This is a genomic window from Streptomyces sp. NPDC005485 (assembly GCF_040606085.1).
In the GTDB taxonomy this organism is placed as follows: domain Bacteria; phylum Actinomycetota; class Actinomycetes; order Streptomycetales; family Streptomycetaceae; genus Streptomyces.
The window spans coordinates 1-20,492 of record NZ_JBEXDZ010000118.1 but is presented as its reverse complement, the minus strand read 5'-3'; the positions used below and the strand labels follow the sequence as shown (position 1 = coordinate 20,492).

At 71.6% G+C, this 20,492-nt stretch carries 16 protein-coding genes, 3 tRNA genes and 1 pseudogene; 12 read left to right on the top strand and 8 right to left on the bottom strand.

The window, feature by feature from the left end; all coding sequences use genetic code 11:
* Positions 1–146 precede the first annotated feature (146 nt).
* On the bottom strand, positions 147–1,217 hold the full coding sequence (locus ABZS97_RS31405; RefSeq protein ID WP_356143133.1) for an ATP-dependent DNA ligase: 1,071 nt from the start codon (positions 1,215–1,217) through the stop codon (positions 147–149).
* A gap of 74 nt (positions 1,218–1,291) precedes the next feature.
* Here ABZS97_RS31405 and ligD point away from each other — a divergent pair, with 74 nt between their 5' ends.
* Positions 1,292–2,308 (top strand): non-homologous end-joining DNA ligase, encoded by a 1,017-nt coding sequence (ligD, locus tag ABZS97_RS31400; RefSeq protein WP_356143131.1) that lies wholly within the window; start codon positions 1,292–1,294, stop codon positions 2,306–2,308.
* Between the two features lie 168 nt (positions 2,309–2,476).
* On the top strand, positions 2,477–3,511 hold the full coding sequence (locus tag ABZS97_RS31395) for a LacI family DNA-binding transcriptional regulator (protein WP_356143129.1): 1,035 nt from the start codon (positions 2,477–2,479) through the stop codon (positions 3,509–3,511).
* 46 nt (positions 3,512–3,557) lie between these two features.
* Here the strand turns inward: ABZS97_RS31395 and ABZS97_RS31390 are convergent, their stop codons facing one another.
* The 3 genes from ABZS97_RS31390 to ABZS97_RS31380 form a co-directional block, all read right to left on the bottom strand.
* Positions 3,558–4,223, bottom strand: coding sequence for a helix-turn-helix domain-containing protein (locus ABZS97_RS31390; protein WP_356143127.1), 666 nt, complete (start codon positions 4,221–4,223; stop codon positions 3,558–3,560).
* A 168-nt stretch (positions 4,224–4,391) separates the two neighbouring features.
* Positions 4,392–5,618 carry a glycoside hydrolase family 64 protein gene (locus tag ABZS97_RS31385; RefSeq protein ID WP_356143125.1) on the bottom strand — a complete coding sequence of 409 codons (1,227 nt, stop codon included), beginning with the start codon at positions 5,616–5,618 and terminating at the stop codon, positions 4,392–4,394.
* Positions 5,619–6,053: 435 nt separating this feature from the next.
* Entirely contained in the window at positions 6,054–6,845 is a 792-nt protein-coding gene (locus ABZS97_RS31380; protein WP_356143123.1) for a VOC family protein, read from the bottom strand.
* A 271-nt stretch (positions 6,846–7,116) separates the two neighbouring features.
* Here ABZS97_RS31380 and ABZS97_RS31375 point away from each other — a divergent pair, with 271 nt between their 5' ends.
* From ABZS97_RS31375 to ABZS97_RS31340, 8 genes are all read left to right on the top strand, one after another.
* Positions 7,117–7,362 carry a WhiB family transcriptional regulator gene (locus ABZS97_RS31375; RefSeq protein ID WP_356143121.1) on the top strand — a complete coding sequence of 82 codons (246 nt, stop codon included), beginning with the start codon at positions 7,117–7,119 and terminating at the stop codon, positions 7,360–7,362.
* Positions 7,363–7,494: 132 nt separating this feature from the next.
* Positions 7,495–7,566 (top strand) — tRNA-Glu (locus tag ABZS97_RS31370).
* Positions 7,567–7,577: 11 nt separating this feature from the next.
* Positions 7,578–7,649, top strand: a tRNA-Ala gene (locus ABZS97_RS31365).
* 24 nt (positions 7,650–7,673) lie between these two features.
* On the top strand, positions 7,674–9,176 hold the full coding sequence (locus tag ABZS97_RS31360; protein WP_356143119.1) for an SDR family oxidoreductase: 1,503 nt from the start codon (positions 7,674–7,676) through the stop codon (positions 9,174–9,176).
* A 20-nt stretch (positions 9,177–9,196) separates the two neighbouring features.
* Entirely contained in the window at positions 9,197–10,120 is a 924-nt protein-coding gene (locus tag ABZS97_RS31355) for a gala protein (RefSeq protein ID WP_356143117.1), read from the top strand.
* The gene (locus ABZS97_RS31350) at positions 10,047–10,397 is read left to right on the top strand and encodes a hypothetical protein (RefSeq protein WP_356143115.1); all 351 of its coding nucleotides are present in this window, start codon (positions 10,047–10,049) and stop codon (positions 10,395–10,397) included. Before ABZS97_RS31355 ends, ABZS97_RS31350 begins: the two co-directional genes overlap by 74 nt.
* A gap of 22 nt (positions 10,398–10,419) precedes the next feature.
* Positions 10,420–10,495 (top strand) — tRNA-Trp (locus ABZS97_RS31345).
* An 88-nt stretch (positions 10,496–10,583) separates the two neighbouring features.
* Complete coding sequence (locus tag ABZS97_RS31340; RefSeq protein WP_356143113.1) at positions 10,584–13,967, top strand: hypothetical protein; 3,384 nt, start codon at positions 10,584–10,586, stop codon at positions 13,965–13,967.
* Positions 13,968–14,026: 59 nt separating this feature from the next.
* On the opposite strand, the gene ABZS97_RS31335 is transcribed toward ABZS97_RS31340, so the two are convergent.
* The 3 genes from ABZS97_RS31335 to ABZS97_RS31325 all read right to left on the bottom strand — a co-directional run bounded on the left by ABZS97_RS31335 (position 14,027) and on the right by ABZS97_RS31325 (position 17,751).
* The gene (locus ABZS97_RS31335; RefSeq protein WP_356143111.1) at positions 14,027–15,004 is read right to left on the bottom strand and encodes an acyl-ACP desaturase; all 978 of its coding nucleotides are present in this window, start codon (positions 15,002–15,004) and stop codon (positions 14,027–14,029) included.
* A gap of 206 nt (positions 15,005–15,210) precedes the next feature.
* The gene (gene ddaH / locus ABZS97_RS31330) at positions 15,211–15,987 is read right to left on the bottom strand and encodes a dimethylargininase (protein ID WP_356143109.1); all 777 of its coding nucleotides are present in this window, start codon (positions 15,985–15,987) and stop codon (positions 15,211–15,213) included.
* Positions 15,988–16,116: 129 nt separating this feature from the next.
* Complete coding sequence (locus ABZS97_RS31325; protein WP_356143107.1) at positions 16,117–17,751, bottom strand: ABC-F family ATP-binding cassette domain-containing protein; 1,635 nt, start codon at positions 17,749–17,751, stop codon at positions 16,117–16,119.
* Positions 17,752–18,122: 371 nt separating this feature from the next.
* Here ABZS97_RS31325 and ABZS97_RS31320 point away from each other — a divergent pair, with 371 nt between their 5' ends.
* A complete protein-coding gene (locus ABZS97_RS31320; protein WP_356143105.1) occupies positions 18,123–18,986 on the top strand; it encodes an isocitrate lyase/phosphoenolpyruvate mutase family protein in 864 nt (287 codons plus the stop codon).
* A gap of 78 nt (positions 18,987–19,064) precedes the next feature.
* Here the strand turns inward: ABZS97_RS31320 and ABZS97_RS31315 are convergent, their stop codons facing one another.
* A complete protein-coding gene (locus tag ABZS97_RS31315; RefSeq protein ID WP_356143103.1) occupies positions 19,065–19,481 on the bottom strand; it encodes an SsgA family sporulation/cell division regulator in 417 nt (138 codons plus the stop codon).
* Positions 19,482–19,758: 277 nt separating this feature from the next.
* Between ABZS97_RS31315 and ABZS97_RS31310 the strand changes: the two are divergent.
* A pseudogene (locus ABZS97_RS31310) lies at positions 19,759–20,492 on the top strand (oxidoreductase); the annotation flags it as partial.

The following is a 20,492-nucleotide window of genomic DNA, read 5'->3' as shown; positions in this document are numbered from 1 at the left end:
CCACCCTGCCACCCTGTCCTGTGTCGTTCATTGTGCGCTTATACGCTCTTTGATGGCCATACCCGATCGGTTCTGATTGTGCGCGGTGGGTAGGCCGATCGGCTCAGCGCGACCATGCGGCAGGGGTGGGAGCGGGGCGGAGGCGATCAGTCCTGCGGGCCGAAGACCTCCGCGAGGTCGTAACCGACCGGCTCCTCGAGCTGGCTGTAGGTGCAGCTCTCGGCCGTACGGTCGGGGCGCCAGCGGCGGAAGCGGGCCGTGTGGCGGAAGCGGACGCCGTTCTCCATGTGGTCGTACGCCACCTCGGCCGCCAGCTCGGGCCGCAGCGGCACCCAGGAGAAGTCCTTCTTGGTGGACCACCGGCTGGGCGCCCCCGGCAGCCGCGCCGTCTCGTGCGCGGCCTCATCCGACCAGGCGGCCCACGGATGCCGCCCGACATCCTCCAGCCGCAGCGGCTCCAGCTCCTCCACCAGCTCCGCGCGCCGCTTCATCGGGAACGCGGCGCTCACCCCCACGTGCTGAAGGGTGCCGTCGGCGTCGTACAGACCGAGCAGCAGGGAGCCGACGACGGGCCCGCTCTTGTGGAGGCGGTATCCGGCGACGACGACGTCCGCCGTGCGCTCGTGCTTGATCTTGAACATGGCACGTTCGTCCTGGCGGTAGCGCAGGGTCAGCGGCTTGGCGACGACCCCGTCGAGGCCCGCCCCCTCGTACTGCTCGAACCACCGCTCGGCCACCTCGCGGTCCGTCGTCGCGGGCGCCAGGTGGACTGGTGCCGTCACCCCCGACAGAGCCATCACCAGCAGGGCGCGCCGGTCGCCCAGCGGGACGTCGAGCAGGGACTCGTCGGCCAGCGCCAGCAGGTCGAAGGCCACGAACGAGGTCGGGTTCCTCTCGGCCAGCATCCGCACCCGGGAGTCCGCCGGGTGGATGCGCTCGGTGAGCGCGTCGAAGTCGAGCCGGCCCTCCCGGGCGATCACGATCTCCCCGTCCATCACGCAGCGCCCCGGCAGCCGCTCCTTCAGTGCGGCCACGAGCTCAGGAAAATACCTGGTCAGCGTCTTGCCGGTACGGCTGCCGAGCTCGACCTCGTCCCCGTCGCGGAACACGATCGCCCGGAACCCGTCCCACTTCGCCTCGTACTGCATGTCCGGCGGGATCTTCGCCACGGACTTGGCGAGCATCGGCTTCACGGGCGGCATCACCGGCAGATCCATGGTCCGATTCTGCTGCGGTTCGCAGAATTTCGCCCGGTATGCGATGTATAAGCGATACGCCTACCGTGGCTCGCATGGGCGATGCGGTGGAACTGGAGACGGCCGGCAGGACGATACGGCTGTCCAGTCCGGACAAGATCTTCTTCCCGGAGCGCGGCTTCACGAAGCTGGACCTCGCCCAGTACTACCTGGCGGTCGGCGACGGCATCCTGCGCGCGCTGCGCAACCGCCCCACCACCCTGGAGCGCTACCCGGACGGCGTGGCCGGCGAGTCCTTCTTCCAGAAGCGGGCGCCGAAGAACATGCCCGACTGGATCCCGACCGCCCACATCACCTTCCCCAGCGGCCGCAGCGCCGACGAGATGTGCCCGACCGAGCCCGCCGCCGTCCTGTGGGCCGCCCAGTTCGGCACACTCACCTTCCACCCGTGGCCGGTACGCCGCGACGACGTCGACAGCCCCGACGAACTCCGTATCGACCTCGATCCGCAGCCCGGCACGGACTACACCGACGCCGTCCGCGCCGCCCATGAACTGCGCGAAGTCCTCCACGAGTACGGCGGTCTGCGCGGCTGGCCCAAGACGTCCGGCGGCCGTGGCCTGCACGTCTTCGTGCCGATCGAGCCGCGCTGGACCTTCACCCAGGTACGCCGGGCCGCGATCGCCGTCGGGCGCGAACTGGAGCGCCGGATGCCCGACCAGGTGACGACGCACTGGTGGAAGGAGGAACGCGGCGAGAAGATCTTCGTCGACTACAACCAGACCGCGCGCGACCGCACCATCGCCTCCGCCTACTCCGTGCGCCCCCGGCCGCACGCCCCCGTCTCCGCCCCGCTGAGCTGGGACGAGGTGGAGGACGCCAGGCCCCGGGACTTCGACCTGGCGACCATGCCCGCGCGCTTTGCCGAACTCGGCGACGTGCACGCCGACATGGACGACCATGCCTTCTCCCTGGAGGCGCTGCTCGAACTCGCCAGCCGGGACGAGCACGACCACGGCCTGGGCGACCTGCCGTACCCGCCCGAGTACCCGAAGATGCCGGGCGAGCCGAAGCGGGTGCAGCCGAGCCGGGCCAGGCACACGGACCAGTAGGAGTCCCGGGCTCGGCCGGGGCCAGGCGTGACCGTGCCGGGCACGAGGTGCCGCACGGTCCGCGCAACACGATTTCGGCGAGGCGGGCTTCGCGCCGGGAGCGCTCTCACCGCACGCAGGACGGCGGCTATCCTGATCCACAACCGCCACCCGCTGAGGAGCCCCGAGGTGACCGAGTCGACGACAGAGCCGCGCCCCACGCTGGAGGCGGTGGCCGCGCGGGCCGGGGTCTCCCGGGCCACCGTGTCGCGGGTCGTCAACGGGGGCGACGGGGTGCGCGAGCCCCTCGTGGAGCGCGTCAGAAGAGCCGTCGAAGAACTCGGATACGTGCCCAACCAGGCCGCGCGCAGCCTGGTCACCCGGCGCCACGACGCCGTGGCCGTGGTGATCGCCGAACCGGAGCCCCGGGTCTTCGCCGACCCCTTCTTCGCACTCCAACTCCGGGGAATCAGCAAGGAGTTGACCGCTCACGACTCACAGCTGGTGCTGCTGCTCACGGAGGGGCGCGACGACTACGCACGCGTGGGCCGCTATCTCGCCGGCGGACACGTGGACGGAGCGCTCGTCTTCTCGCTCCACCTCGACGACCCGCTGCCGGGCCTGATCCACGGCGCCGGTGTGCCCACCGTGTTCGGCGGGCGGCCGGGCTGGGGCGAAGGCATGCGCGGCGCGGTCTACGTGGACAGCGACAACCGTGGCGGCGCCCGCGACGCCGTACGCCATCTCGTCGAACTCGGCCGGACGCGCATCGCCCACATCACCGGCCCCCTCGACCAGACCTCGGCGGTCGACCGGCTCGACGGGTTCCGGGACGTCATGGTCGACGCCGACCCGCGGCTCGTCGTTCAGGGCGACTTCACGCCCACGGGCGGCGAGCGGGCGATGCGGGAGCTGCTCGAAAACTGCCCGGACGTGGACGCCGTCTTCGCCGCGAACGATCTGACGGCCTCCGGCGCCCTGCGCGTCCTTCGCGACCAGGGGCGGCGCGTGCCCGACGACGTCGCCGTGATCGGCTTCGACGACGTGCTGCCGGTCGCCGAGCAGACCGACCCACCGCTCACGACGGTCCGTCAGGACATAGAGGAAATGGGCAAGTTGATGGCCCGTCTGCTGCTGCGTGGCCTCGACCGCGGGGCGGCGCAGGCGGGCCTGCCCTCCAGTGTGGTGCTGCCGACCACACTCGTACGACGGGCCTCCGCCTAGCCGTCTTCCCGGGCGCCTTCGTCCGGATCGTGTCGACGCGCTCCCGTCAGTCCTGGTGCGGGCCCAACTCGGTCAGAACTGTGCTTAGTTGGGCTGCGGTGAGCGGGGGTTGCGGCAGCTTCGACATGGCAGGGGAGGGGCGCAGTCCGTCGAGGAAGAGGGCGAGCGGGCGGCGCCACGCGTCGGGGTCCGCGACGGTGAGCGCCGGGACGGTGCGGCCGAGCGCGGCCAGCGCGAGAAGCAGGTCCTCGGTGGTGATGTCGGCGCGCACGGTGCCCTGGCCGCGTCCGCGGCGCAGCAGTACGTCCACGGTCTCCCGGTTGTGGGCGTGCACGGCCTCCAGCGACGCGACCCCCTCCAGATGCGTGGTCATCAGGTCGTTCGTGCCACGGTCCGCGGCCAGCCCGGCGAAGACGGCTTCCAGGTAACCCAGCAGACCCGTCCAGCCGTCCTCGACGGTCCGGGCCTGCTCCCCGGCGGCCATGGTCCCGGTCAGTGCGTCTTGGAAGACCTCGTCCACGAGCGCGGCACGGGTGGGAAAGTTCCGGTACAGCGTGGCGTTTCCCACCCCGGCCCGCCGGGCGATCACGTCGAGCGGCGCATCGAGCCCCTGCTCGGCGAAGACGGCACGGGCCGCCGCGACGAGCAGGTCACGGTTGCGCTGTGCGTCGCGCCGCCGTACCGGCTCCGGCCCGTTCGCGCCAGCCGTCATGTGCTCACCCCTCGACAGTAGTGGGGGCTTGTCCCCGGTACTGCCGCTGATGCTATCGCCGATCGGGGCGGGTCGGATGCCGTGCTCGGCCGCCAGGCGCCGGGCAGCAGGTGTCAGCTGTGGCATCCCGGGCGCCCGGGATCGGGCGTCCGGAGGCTCAGCCGGCGCTCACGCCCCGACGGTCACCGTGAACCGTCGCGGGTTGCCGTCGTGGGCCGCGCCCGACACGTCCGGCTGACCGTCGGGGCGTACGTCGTCGTACGGGAAGGCGTACCCGATGGGCGAGTTGGCGTGGACGACTCGGGCCCAGTGGTTGGTGGTGGTGCCCTGGTAGTAGTCGGCGGTGCTCGTGCCGTTCGGCTGGGAGGGGTGGGTGAGCATGATCGAGCGGTTGAAGCCGGCGGCGAGCCGGGCGAGCAGGCCCTTCTTGTCGTCGGGGTCGCCGGGGTTGTTGGCGAACGGGCCGTGGTTGCAGGTGAAGATGTCCTTCGAGGTCGGCTTGGTGAACGTGTGCCCGCCGGTGAAGGTGAGTGTGTCGCCGCTGACCCGGCCGGTGAACACGCCACGGCCGCCCTGGAGGTCGATCCGCAGGTCGGTGCTCCGGTACTTCGCCCACACCTGGTCGATGTAGCTGTCCCAGACGGACCGGAAGGGCATCTGCTCGGGCCGGTCGAAGTAGGGGGCCATCAGGTTCTGCGGGGAGATGACGCGCAGCACCTTGCCGTCGGAGCCCCGGATGACGAGCTTGTCCCACGGCTGGCCGTCCTTGGCGGCCTGCGCCGTGAGGCCCGAGGCGATCTTGTCCAGGGCGCCGTTGGGCAGCGGGGCGACGGTGTGCGTGGCGTCGCCCTCCAGGGTCAGACCGATCGGCAGGGCGGTCACCAGGTCGACGTAGCTGATGTTCGCGTACAACTGATCGCTGTTGAACGTGAACTCGCAGAACGACCACGTCCTGCCGTAGTTGGCGTCGGCGGCCGTGGCGAAGGCCGGCTCCACCAGGGCGGGGCCGGGGTTGAGGAAGAACGAGAGGGTGTTGTCGCGCACGAAGTAGATCCGGGCGCCGTACATCTGAGGGAGTGTCAGGACCTTGGGTGCCGAGCCTGCGGCGCCGAGCGGGATGGAACAGTCGACGGGCAGCGGTGTCTGTGGCGCCGACGGCGAGCTCGGCCGGTAGACGCTGCCGTCGGACCGCAGCAGGATCCAGTTGCCGGTGGCCTGCTCGTGCCCGGTGACGTACGCCCGGACGGTGCCCGGCAACGAGGCGTTGCGCAGGGCGAGTTGGCAGGTCGCGGGTGCGGCCTTGGCGCTGGGGCTGAGAGCGCTGCCCCATACGGGGTAGGTGGCAGCGGTCGTGGCTGCGGCGGCTCCGGTCAGGAACAGGCGGCGTGATATCACGGCAGACCTCCTGGATGTGGGGGGAGGCAGGGGAGAACCATGGCCCTGTGGGGAAGGCCGGTCCCTGCGGTCCACCACTGTTCCCAGGGGGAGTTGAACCGTCAAGGGTTATGACTGAGAGCGCTCTCGAAAACTCCTCGCGTTCAGAAGGTGAAGGCTGGATGGGGTGTTGAGGAAGCGAGTCGGAGGGGGCGGTGGACCGGCCGGATCCTGAAACGGTGGACCGGCCGGATCCTGAAACGGTGGACCGGCCGGATCCTGAAACGGTGGACCGGCCGGATCCTGAAACGGCGGACCGGCCGAACCTTGGGACGGCTGACCGGCCCCCGACCCGGGGACAGCGGCACGGCCCGGCCCTGGAACAGCGGATAGGCCCCGCCCCGGAACAGCGCAACGGCCGGACCCCGACGCGGCGGGGCCCGGCCGATGTCCGGCTCAGCCCTGCTGTGACGCGCTCTTGATCACGGCGAACCTGGCCCCGTACGGGTCGGCGAGCCTCGCCATACGGCCGACGCCCTCCATGTCCGTGGCGGGCACGAGGACCGCGCCGCCCGACTCCTGGGCCTTGGCGACCGCGGCGTCCGTGTCCTCGACCTCGAAGTACGGCAGCCAGTACGCACCGGAGTCCGCCTCGGCCGGGTCGTCGGCGAGCGGGACGAAGCCGCCGAACATGTCCTCCTCCTCGGCCCCCGCCGGGTTCACACAGGTGTAGGTGCCACCCGGGAAGGGTGCGGCCGAGGTGCCCCAGCCGAACGTGGAGTCGTAGAACGCGGCAGCCGAGGCGATGTCCGGTGTGTACAGCTCGACCCAGCACAGCGAGCCCGGATCACCCGCCACCTCGATCCCCTTGGTCCGGCCGGGCTGCCAGAGACCGAAGTGCGCGCCCGCCCTGTCCGCGAGAATCGCCATGTGCCCCTGGCCCATCACGTCCATGGGCTGCATGAGAACGGAGCCCCTGGCCTGCTCGGCCGCCTTCGCCGTGGCGTCCGCGTCGGGGGTCTGGAAGTACACGGTCCAGGACGGCGGGCCCTGTTCCGGCGTGGTCTGCATGCCGCCCGCCGCGGTCTTTCCGGCGAGCTGGAAGAAGCCGTAGCCGCCGGCGTCCGGTCCCGCCGACTGGAACTGCCAGCCGAAGAGGCCGCCGTAGAAGGAGATGGCGCCGTCGATGTCGGACGTGCCGACATCGATCCAGTTGGGGGCGCCGGTGACAAAACGGGTGGTGAGCATCATTGCCCTCCTTTGAGGGGTCCCGTTGCCTGCTCTGCCGAGTCTTGCACCGCCCACTGACAATCGCTGCCGCAGCGCGGCCGCCCGCCGCAGCGACGGACGCCGTCACCTCACGTGACCAGTCGGATCCACCAAGTCCTCGCGCGCCGCGCGCGCCGCCGTGCGCTCCGGTGCGCGGCGGGCAACCATCGAGGGGCGGCGTGAGGCTTGGGTGCACGGCGTTGATCCGGCGTTGATCGAACGTTTTTCGTCGCACGGCACGATCTCGCCCATGCACATCGAAACGATCACCCCGCCGGACGTCGCCTGGCACGAGCAGGCGCTGTGCGCACAGACGGGGGCCGAGTTCTTCTTCCCCGAGCCGGGCAGCTCCGTACGCGAGGCGAAGCGCATCTGCGGTATGTGCCAGATGCGTTCGGCGTGCCTGGAGTACGCCCTCAACAACGACGAGCGCTTCGGAGTCTGGGGTGGCCTCTCCGAAAAGGAACGGCTGAGCCTGCGGCGCACGCAGGACTGAGCAGGCGGCCGCCGCTTCACTGGTCTGCCGTGCCTGCCGTGCCTGCCGTGCCTGCCGTGCCTGCCGTGCCAGCGTGGCCGGTAAATCGGTGGGCGTCCAAATAGGCGTGTGGCTAAGATCCTGCCGGCACATCCGGACGTAGAGCAGAGGCAGACTCGCCGCCCTCTCAAGGCGGTCACGCCGGTTCGAATCCGGTCGTCCGGACCGTGTCCTACGGGTCAGTCGCGCAGAGGCAGGCGCTCCTTCACCGCATGAAGGCTACGTCGGTTCGAATCCGGCCTGATCCACCGCGAAGCACACAGGGGTGGGACATGGGCGATGGTGACGCGATCACCGAGGAGGAGCTGGTGGCCTTCCACCGTACGGTCGGCAGGCTGCGGGCGTTGCCCGTCGACGACCCGGTACGGCTGCGGGCCGAGCAGGTCGCCGTGTCCTTCGCGCGCGACGGCAGGCTGCGTCGGCGCAAGGCGCGCGGAGCGGAAGTGTCCGCCGCCGACGCGGCCGTGATGGCCGCGACCGCGACCGGGGCGCTCGACCGGCGCGAGGACGCACCGCTCACGACCACTGGTCGCGGCCCCGACGCCGACGCCATCGACGGTCTCGCCGCCGGCGCGGGCCTCGGCGCCGGGTCCGACCCCGGCTCGGGCATCGACCCCGGTTCCGGCCTCGCCCCCGATCTTGGCCCTGGTCTCGATCCCAGCCTTGGTTCACGCCCCAGCCCCGGTTCACGCCCCGGCCCCGGCGGCGTCTTCCGGAAACCACGTGCCTGCTACGTCTGCAAGACGCCTTACCGACAGGTCGACCCCTTCTACCACCGGCTGTGCCCCGAGTGCGCCGCCGAGAACGCGGCCCGGCGGGCGCTCCGCACCGATCTGAGCGGCCGCCGCGCCCTGCTGACCGGCGGCAGGGTCAAGATCGGTTTCCAGCTGGCTCTGATGATGCTGAGGGACGGCGCCGAACTCCTCGTCACCAGCCGGTTCCCGCACGACACCGTGCGACGGTTCTGGGCCGAGCCGGGCAGCGAGAAGTGGCGCGACCGGTTGACCGTACTCGCCGTCGATCTGCGTGATCCGCGCCAAGTCCTCGGGCTGTGCGAGCAGTTGAGGCATGAAGGGGAGCCGCTCGACATTCTCGTGAACAACGCGGCGCAGACGGTGCGCAGGCCCGTCGAGTCGTACGCCCTGCTGGCTGCCGGGGAGTTGCCCGGACTGCCCGAAGGGGCCCGGGAGGCTCCTGGGTTCACGCCCCTGCGGGCGTTGGGGACCCGTTCGGCGGCGCTCCCCCTGGCCTTGCGGGAGGCCGACGAGGCGGGGCTGCTGCCCGATCCGTCGCCGGACAACTCCTGGTCGGCGAGACTGGGCCAACTCGACCCGGCCGAGGTCCTGGAGACCCAGCTCGTCAACGCCCTGGCCCCGACACTGCTCTGCGACCGGCTGCTGCCGCTGCTGCTGGCGTCGCCGCATCCGCGCCGCTATGTGGTCAACGTGACGGCGGTCGAGGGCCGTTTCGCCGTACGCAACAAGATGGCGGGGCACCCGCACACCAATATGGCCAAGGCCGCCCTCAACATGCTCACCCGCACGAGTTCCGCCGAACTGGCCGAGCAGGGCGTGCACATGTGCGCCGTGGACACCGGCTGGATCACCGACGAGAACCCTGCCCCGAAGAAGGCGCGGATGGCGGACGCCGGGTTCCGGACGCCGCTGGACATCGTCGACGGGGCGGCGCGCGTGTACGACCCGATCGTGCGCGGGGAGGCGGGCGCGCCCGTGTCCGGGGTGTTCCTCAAGGACTACCGGGAGGCTGCGTGGTGAGGGGGCGCGAGGAGGCATCGGTGCGAGTCTTTGCCGGAGTGCCTTCCGTCGTGCCGCGTCCGGTGGCCGAACTGACGCCGCTGCTCGACTGGTTGCGCGACGGCCGCCCGGCGGGGGAGCGGCTCGACTTCACGGCCGGCACCGCGCTGCCCGACGGCCGCCTCGACCTGTGCAAGCAGAGCCTGGGTGTCCGGGGCGCGGTACTCGTGGCCGAGGCGATGTCGCAAAGTGCGTCTCCCGTACGGCACTTGCTGCTCGGCACCGATGGGCTCGGCGACGAGGGTGCTGCGGCGGTGGCGGGCGGCACGGCCGCCGAGACGCTCTACCTCGGGTGCAACGGCATCACGGCTGGTGGTGCCTGCCGGATCGCCGACAACCTGCGAGCCTCGCCGAGCGTCGTCACCGGCGTCTGGCTCAAGCGCAATCCGCTGGGCAGCGGGGGAGGACGGGCGGCGGCCGAACTCATCGAGGCGGCACGCGCGTTGCGCACGCTCGACCTCGTGCAGACCGGGCTCGACGCGGCGGGCACGGTCGTCCTCGTTGACGCGCTGCTCGCTGCGGCGGACAACGGTCGCCGCATCGAGCGGCTGTTCATCGGCGGCAACCCGCTGGGTGTGCAGGGCGCGGCCGCGTTGGCCGCCCTGATCGCCGCCGGCGCGATCGACGAACTGTACGTGTCCGCCGCCCGGTTGGGTGACGCCGGTACGCAGCACCTCGCCGCCGCCCTGGACCGTGCGCCGTACGGACGGCTGTCTCGGCTCTCGGTCGCCAGTAACGGCATCGGGCCCGAGAGCGCCGCCCGGTTGGTGAACCGCTGCGACCGCGGCAGGGGTCGCGTTGCTCGACCTCGGCCGGGTGCGGGCCGCCGCCGTGCTCGGGGCGGACGACAACCGCGTCGACCTCGCCGCCGTCGAGGCGATGGCCTATGTGCTCGCCGATGGTGAACACCGCCTCACCCACCTCGTCCTCAGCCACACGGGCATGCGCAGCCGCGAGGCGCACCGGCTCCTCGACACGGCACCGCGCGCGGTCACGGCCACGCGGTTCGTGCTCGGACAGGGCATCGCGGCGAGCATCAAGCGGCGCCTGGATGCCTGCAGCGCGCACGTTCCCGCGCCGCTCGTTCCGGCGGACGTCGCCGCCGTACGCAGCGTCCACCGGACCGCCCCCGCCGAGCCGCCCGACGGGGACGCGTGCGGTGGGACCCATCCGCCTGGCTGAGGCATTACGCTCGGCCGCAAGGGCGGGGCCGTAGCGCAGAGGCAGGCGCGCTGGTCTCCAAAACCGGAACACGCTGGTTCGAATCCAGCCGCTCCGCCCCCTCCCCGCCCGCGAACTGCTGGGGGCGCCCCGGCGGCCGCCGGGAAATCAGTACGCCGTACGGCATCCAGCAGACAGAATCCCTGTATGACCCGCACTTCCGAGCACCAGCATGCCGAGCAGCACGTCGAAGGGCTGCTGCACGCCCTCGACCCGCTCGCGTACCCCCAGCGCATGCGCGAGCTCGCCCGGCGGGTCAAGGAGACGGCCGCGCTGCGACCGGTGCTGGAGGAGCTCGAAACGCGCGGCCCTTACGAACGCGGGATCGCTGTCGTGGCCGCTTCCGTGGGCCAGGACGTCGAGTGGATCGCGGACCGCCTCGCCGATCCGGACGCGTTCGTGCGCGGACACGCCCAGCGGGTCGCCGAGAGCCTCCATGTGGCTGACTCCGCCTACGAGTCGGCGCTCGACGACGCCCCGGAGGTGATCCGCAGAGAGCTGCTGCGTGCGATCGTCGCCGGCCGGCGCATTGCGCTCGCCGAGCGGCTGGTGGACGCGGTGCGGCACGACTGGGGTGACGCGGAGGCGGCGCGGCTGGTGCCCGGATGCACTCCGGAGACGGTCGCCCGGCTGCTTCCCGACCTCTTCCATGCCGTCACCGGCTGGAAGGCGCTCGCCAAGCGGCACCCTGGCCCCCTTCTCGACGTCGCGGAGCGGGAGTTGACGGCGCTGCCCGAGGCGTTGCGCGCCACCTGGTGGGCCCGGTACACGCCGGGCGTGGCCGCCACCGCCCGAGCGGAGCCCCTGCGCGTACTCGACCTGCTGGAGCGCTTCGGGCCTCCCACGTTGCCGTACCAACTGCACGACTCGCTGGGGGAGTTCGCGAAGGCCGACCCGAGCGGGCTGCTGAGGCTGCTGCTCACGCTCGCCGGAATCGCCGCGCGCCGCAGAAGGGCCCTGAGCCGCGCCGTGCTGCACAGGCTGGCCCGTTCCGGTGCACCCGAACTCGCCGCGTACGCCGGCGTCCTGGCCGACTGGGGCGGCCTCGATCCGCTCGTGAAGGCCCTGCCTCCCGCGCGGCGCCACGCCTTCTACCGGGCCACGCAGGAAGGCCGCGGAGGCGGACACGTCGTCCTCGACACGGTCATCCTCGGAGTACTGCCTCGCAGTGCTGTCGCCGAGGAGGCCCGGCGGATGGGCGCCGTCGCGCGCGAACGCGGCGCCACATGGAAGACTCTGCTGCTCGCCGAGTCCTTCCTGCCCGTCGCCGAAGTGCGCGAGCGGCTCATCGAGGCCACCCGCCGTCCGGCCGCCGAAGACCGCGCGGATGCCTGGCCCTTGCTCATCCGCAACGCCGCCCGCTCCGGCGACCCGGCGGCCGTCGCCTTCGTACTGGAGGAAATGGGGCGGCTGCGCAACGAGCAGGACCCGGTGCGCTCGGCCGCGCTCGGCGCGCTGGCCGGCGTCCGGGCGGCGTTGTTCAACGAGGACGTCGAGCCGCACCTCGACCGGATCGCCGTGGACGCCGTCGAGGCCCGCGACTCCTCGCCCGACACCCGCCGGCACCTGAGCCGACTCGCCGTCGGCGTGCTGCGCGAGCACGCGGCCGACGGGCGGCGGGAGTTGGTGAACTGGGCCCTGCGCACCCTGGTCCGGATCTCCGGCAACACCGGCGGCGCCGACCTCGGCCGACTCGACGCGAAACTGCGCCGCGGCCAGGAACACCAGGTGTACGAGGCCCTGCGCCCCTGGATCGAGGCCGGCGCCGAGAAGTCCGACTACAGTCTCGCCTTCGCGCTCGCCCGCGCGGTGGGGCGCCGCGCCGCCGGCATGCCCGAGCTGCAGGAACTGCTGTGGCAGGCCATCCGTTACGGCAGTGACGGGACCGTGCGCAGCGCGGTCGAACCGTGGCTGGAGGCGCCCGCGACGCGGGACGAGCGGGTGGCCCGCATCCTCGCACTGGAACCCTCCGCGAGCGCACTGTGGTCCGTCCGCGAGATCGTCACGCGGCGCCGTACCGATCTGCTCGACCCGCTGCTCGCCGAGGCCCCTCCGTACGGGCGCTTTCTGACCAAGGGCACCCCTTGGACCGTGCCGGTGGACCGTGACATCAGGCGTTGGGTACCACGCCAACAGCTCGCGGTGGCACGGCAGTTGACCACGGAGGCCGAGGACACCGGACTGCCGGCGTACCAGCGGGCCGAGGCCGTCGCGCAGGGTGCGCGCATCCCGGGCGGCGGCGCCGATCTCGTACGGCGCTGGACGGATTCCCCGGACGTGGTGCTCGCCGAGGCGGCCCTGGCCGCGCTCGCCCGTACCGACCGGCCCGCAGAGGCGCTGCCCGAACTGCTGGCCCACGCGGGCGGCGAGCGCGCACGGGTCGCGGTGTACGCGGCCACGCAGGCGTCGCGGTATGCCGCACCGTCCCGCCTCGCCGAGCAGCTGCGCGCGGTGCTGTTCGCGTCGAACAGTAAGGTGACCAGCCGCAAGGAGGCAGCCCGGCTGGCCGCGGTGCGGCTTCCGGTACCGCAGGCGGCGGCGCTGCTGACCGAGGCCTACGCGGCGCCGGGCACCCACCGCGACGTCCGCGCCGCCGTCGTGGCCTTCGCGGGCAGCCTGCTCGCCGAGGAATCCGTGTGGAACCTGCTGCACGACGCGGCGGGCGCCGAGCCGGTGCTGCGGGCCGCGATCCTGCGCGTCACCCCCTTCGACCTGCCCGAGCCCCATCGCGAGCGCTACGCCCGCCTGGTGCGCGAGGTGTCCCGCACCGACGACCCGGAGACGGCCGCGCCCGCTTTCGCCGCCCTGGCCCGCTGGGCCCTGTGGTCCCCGCAAGCCGCGACGGTCCTCGCCGAGGCCACCACCGATCTGGACGAACGTACGGCATGGCGCGCGGCCGCGGACGGTCTGGTGACCGCGGCCGCCGGTGCACCTCGGGGGGTGGCGGCCCTTGAGTGGGCCCTGAGGACGTTGGCCGAGGCGGACACGGCCCCGGCGGCGCACGCCGACGCGCACGCCGATGCCGGCGAGCATCGCGACCGTCCGGCCCGGCAGCGCGTCGACCATCTCGTCGGGATCCTCGCCCAGCGGGCCAGGACGGCTCCTGGAACCGTCCGGTCCGCGGCGCTGGCCGCCGCCGAGCTGCTCGCCGGCTACGACGCCTTCGTACCGCAGGCCGCCGCGATCATGGCGTTCCATCTGGACCTGGACGAGGAGCCGCTGCGGCTCGACCGGCTGTCCGCCCTCACCGACGGCCGCCCGGCGCTCGCCGCCCGGACGGCCCGTGAGCTGGGGGAGAGGTTGCGGCGGCAGCCGCAGGAGGGTGACTCCGAGGCGCTGCTCGACGCGGTGGGGCGGCTCACGGAGCACGGCGGGTACGGCGAGGGGATGCTCGCCGCGGCCGTCACCGAGGCGATCGGCGGCCGCACGGGCTGGACCGCGCCCTGGCGGGAGCGGCTGAGAGCACTGCGCCGCCACCCGGTGGCCGACGTGCGGGACGCGGCGCTGGACCAGGTGACGGCGTACGAGTGAGGTGACCCGGTCAGGGCCCGTGACGGGCCCTGACGTGGGGTGGCCGGGAAGGAAGAGGGTCAGCCGGCGGCGCGCGCGGCCATCCGCGCCTTGCGGGCCGCGAGCTTCTCGTCGAACTTGAGGGCCTCGGCGTCCAGGCCGCCCATGAAGAGACCGAGCTCCTCCTGCGCGTGCAGGCCCTCGGGGCCGAGGCCGTCGATCTCCAGCACCTTGAGGTGGCGCAGCACCGGCTGCAGCACGTCGTCGTGGTGGATGCGCATGTTGTAGACCTCGCCGATGGCCATCTGCGCGGCGGCGCGCTCGAAACCGGGCATGCCGTGGCCGGGCATCCGGAAGTTCACGACGACGTCGCGCACGGCCTGCATGGTGAGGTCGGGGGCCAGCTCGAACGCGGCCTTGAGGAGGTTGCGGTAGAAGACCATGTGCAGGTTCTCGTCGGTCGCGATGCGCGCCAGCATGCGGTCGCAGACCGGGTCGCCCGACTGGTGGCCGGTGTTGCGGTGCGAGACGCGGGTCGCGAGCTCCTGGAAGGCGACGTACGCGACGGAGTGCAGCATCGAGTGGCGGTTGTCCGACTCGAAGCCCTCGCTCATGTGCTGCATACGGAACGCCTCGAGCTGGTCCGGGTCCACGGCGCGCGAGGCGAGCAGGTAGTCGCGCATCACGATGCCGTGCCGGCCCTCCTCCGCGGTCCAGCGGTGCACCCAGGTGCCCCAGGCGCCGTCGCGGCCGAAGAGCGAGGCGATCTCGTGGTGGTAGCTCGGCAGGTTGTCCTCGGTGAGGAGGTTGACCACCAGCGCGATCCGGCCGAGCTCGGTGACCTTGGACTGCTCCTTGCCCCAGGCCTCGCCGTCCTCGAAGATGCCCGGGAAGTTGCGGGCGTCGCTCCACGGCACGTACTCGTGCGGCATCCAGTCCTTGGCCACCTTCAGGTGGCGGTTGAGCTCCGTCTCGACCACTTCCTCCAAGGCGTACAGCAGCCGAGCGTCGGTCCAGGCGGTGGACGGGCTACCGAGGTGCGGGGAGGTGATCGTCACGGGTACTCCAGAGGGACGTGATTGCCGAACGGGAACACTGAGCGGGATTCGCAACTTACGGCATCGTAGGCTACGTATCCGTAGGTTACGTATCCGTAGGTTAAGGGCGGTGTAAACACTGCTGATCAGTAGGGGTGCCTGCCGGGAACCGGGTATTCGGTGGACCCGCAGGTCGGGGGGTCGAATGGGGCATATCGATCATCCGTTCACCCGTACAGCTCTCTCAGGCGGACAGAGAGACATGTCACACAGCCTTCGAGCTTCTCGAACTCGCTGATGTCCACGAGAACGGGTTCGTGGCCGAGATCCGCGAACAGCTCGGCCGTCTTCGGCGCGCTCGCCGCCATCAGCAGCTTTCCGCCGCCGAGCAGCACCACATGCGCCCCGGACTCCTCCGGCACCGGCAGGAAGTGCGGGAACAGCGAAGGCGTGTCCACGAGCGGTTCGTGCCCGATCACGGTGCCGTCGGGCAGCGCCGTGACCGCCGACTTCAGGTGCAGCACTTTGCTGACGGGTACGGCAACGACCCGCGCCCCGAGCGGTTCGAAGGCCGCCCTGAGCTGTTGGAGCCCGGCCGCGTTGGTGCGCCCGCCGCGGCCCACGTACACGGTGTCGCCGACCTTCAGGACGTCGCCGCCGTCAAGGGTGCCCGGCTCCCAGACCCAGTTCACCGAGCAGCCGAGGCGGGCCACGGCCTCCTCGACCCCGGCGGTCTCGCCGCGCCGGGACTCGGCGCCCGGGCGCGAGATCAGGGCGACGTTGCGGTACACGACGACGGCGTCCTCGACGAACACGGCGTCCGGGCAGTCGTCGGCGGGCTCCACCTCGACGGTGTCCCAGCCGTGCGCACGCAGCGCCTGCGCGTACGCCTCCCACTGCTCGACCGCCAGGTCGACGTCCACCTTCTCGCGCTCGATGTGCGTCACCAGCCCCTCGGCGAGGCGTGGACCGGGGCGGCGTATCAGGGCTTTCTGGCTGGGCACGGGCAGGTCTCCAAAACGGCAGGGGGTGTCGGCGCACATCATGCAGCGATGGTGCGCGCCGACAAAAGCCCCCGGGACCGACGTGGGCCAGCCTCCGTACCCGACGGTAGGCGCTCGCGGTACCGGCCGCTAAGCGGGATACCCGACAGCTTCCGGAGCGATTTCTTTCAGTTCTCCTCCTTCCAGCAGCAGCCACCGCGTGATTCCGATCGACTTCAGGAACGGCACGTCGTGGCCGGCGACGATCAGGGCGCCCTCGTACGACTCCAGAGCCGTGGTGAGCTGCCGGACGCTCGCCATGTCGAGGTTGTTCGTCGGCTCGTCGAGCATCAGCAGCTGCGGTGCGGGCTCGGCGAGCATCAGCGCGGCCAGGGCCGCCCGGAAACGCTCGCCTCCGGAGAGCGTCGCCGCCTGCTGGTCGGCGCGCGCCCCGCGGAACAGGAAGCGGGCCAGCCGCGCCCGGATCCGGTTGTTGGTGGCACCCGGCGCGAAGCGGGCGACGTTCTCCGCGACGGTCAGCTCGTCGTCGAGGACATCGAGCCGCTGCGGCAGAAAGCGCAGCGGCACATGGGCCTGCGCCTCGCCGGAGATCGCCGCCAGTTCGCCCGCGACGGTGCGCAGCAGCGTGGTCTTGCCCGCGCCGTTGCGTCCGATCAGCGCGATCCGCTCCGGCCCGCGCAGCTCGAACATCCCGTTCACGCGCGCTCCGTACAGCAACTCCAGTTGCTGGAGCGTGAGTACGGTGCGGCCGGCCGGTACGGCCGTGTACGGCAGCTCGATACGGACCTCGTCGTCGTCCCGTACGGCGTCCACCGCCTCGTCGAGCCGCTCCTTGGCCTCGGCGAGCTTCTCCTCGTGCATGATGCGGTGTTTGCCCGCGGACTCCTGGGCGGCACGTTTGCGCGCGGCCATCACGACCTTCGGTTCGCGCTTCTGGTCCCACATCTTCTGGCCGTACCGCTTGCGGCGGGCCAACTTCATGTGTGCCTCCGACAGTTCGCGCTTCTGCTTCTTCAGGTCGGACTCGGCGACGCGCACCATGCGCTCCGCCGCCTCCTGCTCGGTGGCGAGTGCCTCCTCGTACGCGGAGAAGGTGCCGCCGTACCAGGTGATCTCTCCGGAGCGCAGATCGGCGATCTGGTCGACCAGGTCGAGGAGTTCGCGGTCGTGGCTGACCACGACCATGACCCCGGACCAGGCCTGGACGGCGGCGTACAGCCGTCGCCGCGCGTACAGGTCCAGGTTGTTGGTCGGCTCGTCGAGGAGCAGGACGTCGGGCCGGCGCAGCAGCAGCGCGGCCAGCCGCAGCAGTACCGACTCGCCACCGGATACCTCGCCGATGGTGCGGTCCAACTCGATGTGACCGAGGCCGAGTTCACCGAGCGTCGCGAGCGCGCGCTCCTCTACGTCCCAGTCGTCGCCGACGGCCTCGAAGTGCTCCTCGGCGACGTCACCCGCCTCGATGGCGTGCAGCGCGGCGCGGACGGCGGCGATGCCGAGCGCCTCGTCGACGCGCAGGCCGGTGTCCAGCGTGACGTTCTGCGGCAGGTAGCCGACCTCGCCCGCGACACGGATCGCGCCGTCCGCCGGGGTGAGTTCCCCGGCGATCAACTTCAACAGGGTTGATTTCCCTGATCCGTTGACGCCGACGAGCCCGGTCCTGCCGGGGCCGAAGGCGACCTGGAGATCGTCGAAGACGACCGTTCCGTCCGGCCAGGCGAAGGACAGGGACGTGCAGGCGATGGAGAGGGGGAAGGTTGACATGAGTGCCTCGCGGTTGCTGGGTGGGGTCGGGGGCAACGCGTTCGGGACACCGCGGGGCGACGACGGTCCAGTACCGGCGGGCAGCAGAAAGGCCCTGTTCCGGAGGACGGCTCGAATGCCGAGGTCGCACGCTGCGCACACGGGCGCCCATGAAGGGGCTGCGTTGTGTGACGCGGTGTCTCAAGACCTCAGACGAGCAACGTCCTTCTCCAATCGACGGCAACAGGACCGTCAACCAAGGTAGGAACAGCCCGGGACGCTGTCAACGCATTAAGTGCCGGAGCGCGCCGAGAGCGCCGAGCGCTCGGGGGTTCACATACATGTCGGATTCTCGCCAGCCACCGAGCGTGCCCCCTGGTTGGCTCGGGCCCATGACGAACCTGCAGGCGAATGAGAACGCGAACCCGACCCCGCACCCGCTGCACGAATCCGCCGTGGCCTTCCGCGCGCTGCACGTCCCGGGCCGTCCGCTCGTCCTCCCGAACGCCTGGGACACCGCCAGTGCCCGGATCATCGAGGAGGCGGGCGCCGCCGCGGTGGCGACCACCAGCGCGGGCCTCGCCTGGGACCTGGGCGCGGCGGACATGGACCGGCTCGACCGGGACAGCGCGCTCGGTGCCGTCGAGCGGATCGCCGCAGCCGTCCGCGTGCCCGTCAGCGCGGATGTCGAGAGCGGCTACGCCGCCGACGCCGAGGGTGTGGGGGACACGATCCGCGCCGTCCTCGCGGCCGGCGCGGTGGGCGTGAACATCGAGGACGCCCTCTACGGCGCAGAGGCGCCGCTTCGCCCGGTCGCCGAGCAGGCCGAACGGATCGCCGCGGCCCGTGCCGCGGCCGACGCGGCCGGAGTGCCCTTGTTCGTCAACGCCCGCATCGACACGTATCTGAGGGGTGCCGGAAAAGTCGAGGAGACCCTGGAGCGGGCCGCCGCCTTCCTCGCCGCCGGTGCCGACGGGATCTTCGTCCCCGGGGCCGTCGACCCGGAGGTGGTGAAGTCCCTCGTCGAGGGCGTCGAGGGCCCGCTGAACGTGATGGTGGGCCCCGGTGCGCCGTCCGTCGCCGAGCTCGCCGCCCTCGGAGTCGCCCGGATCAGCGCGGGTGCCGGACTCGCGCAGGCCGCGCACGCCGTGGTCCACCGCGCCGCGCGGGAGCTGCTGGGCGAGGGGACGTACGGGCCGCTGGCCGGAGGCCTCGACTACGCCGAGCTCAACGGGCTGCTGGGAGGCGGTCGTTAGCGCTCGCCAACGGACCCCGTTTCCCGTCCGGGTGACCTGAGCCCGCCGTAGGCGCAATCAAGCCAACGTCGGCACCGCTCAGCACGCGTCCCGCATCAGTTCCGCGAGGTCGTGGTCGAGGTCGACATGGAGGTGCTCCAGCCCGAGGGGAACCAGCTCCGTCGTGCGCTCGAGGAAGCCGCGCAGTTCGCCGGAGCGGACGTGCACGACAGCGGTCCCCTCGGGCGCGTGGAACTCCAGGACGGTGCGGTCGTAGCCGTAGGGCCGCACGCGTACGTCGCCGTATCCCGCCTGGTCCTCCATTCCGCACACGAGCAGCTCACGCGCGAACGTCCAGCACACCTCGACGCCTTCCAGCGTGGCCGGGGCGGGGAAGGTCATACGGATGGCGAAGGGGTCGCGCCGGTCGTAGTGGAGCGTTGCGGGAATGCTCGGCATCCGCGGCGCGGCGGCGACGAGGCGGGCCTCTACGGGCTGCTCGATGACGGTGGACAACGCCTTGCTCCCTTGTGTGACGGCTGGAAGTACTCCGGGCGGACGAGGACGGGCACTTGGAGAGACGATGGATTCGGCCAATGCGTGCACCAGGGACCCGAGTGACCTCTGTCACCGAATCCATTCACTGAGGTGATCCACCTCTCGTCCGCGCTCCCACGGACATCGGAGAGGACACCGGACGGGGGCTCCGGGGTTCCCGCCAAGGGCATCTGGACGACATCGGGTCCGTGGACTAGCTTCGCCCGCCATGAGGGGCATGGGGAAGACGCGACGCATGAGACGTACGAGTCGGACGACGACGGTGGGGGCATGCGCGGTCGCGCTGGCCGCCGTACTGGCCGCGCCCGCACAGGCACATGAAGCGGGCAGTGCGCAGGCGAGCCAGACGGTGAAGCGGGTGCCGCACTGGGAACTCAAGGACAGCGGCACCGACGTACGGTTCCGCGGGCTCTCGGCGGTCGCCCGGGACACCGCCTGGGTGGCCGGCTCCAAGGGCACCGTGCTGCGCACCACCGACGGCGGCGCGCACTGGCGAAACGTCTCGCCACCCGGCGCCGCGGACCTGGAGTTCCGCGACATCGAGGCGTTCGACGCGCGGCGCGCCGTGGCCCTGTCCATCGGCGAGGGCGCGGCCTCGCGGGTCTTCCGCACCGACGACGGCGGCGCGACCTGGACCGAGTCCTTCCGCAACACCGACGAGAAGGCCTTCTACGACTGCCTCACCTTCTTCGACCGCCGCCACGGCCTGGCGATGAGCGACCCGGTGGACGGAAAGTTCCGCATCCTGTCGACCAGCGACGGCGGCCGCTCCTGGACGGTGCTGCCCAGTGCCGGGATGCCCGCGGCGCAGGACGGCGAGGCGGGCTTCGCGGCGAGCGGGCAGTGCCTGGTCGCCTCGGGGCCGCGCGACGTGTGGCTCGCCACCGGCGGCATCGCCCTCCGCCTTCGCGCGCTCGAGCTCCCGCTCCGCACGCTGGACATCGATCTCGTCCGACAGCTCGGCGATCT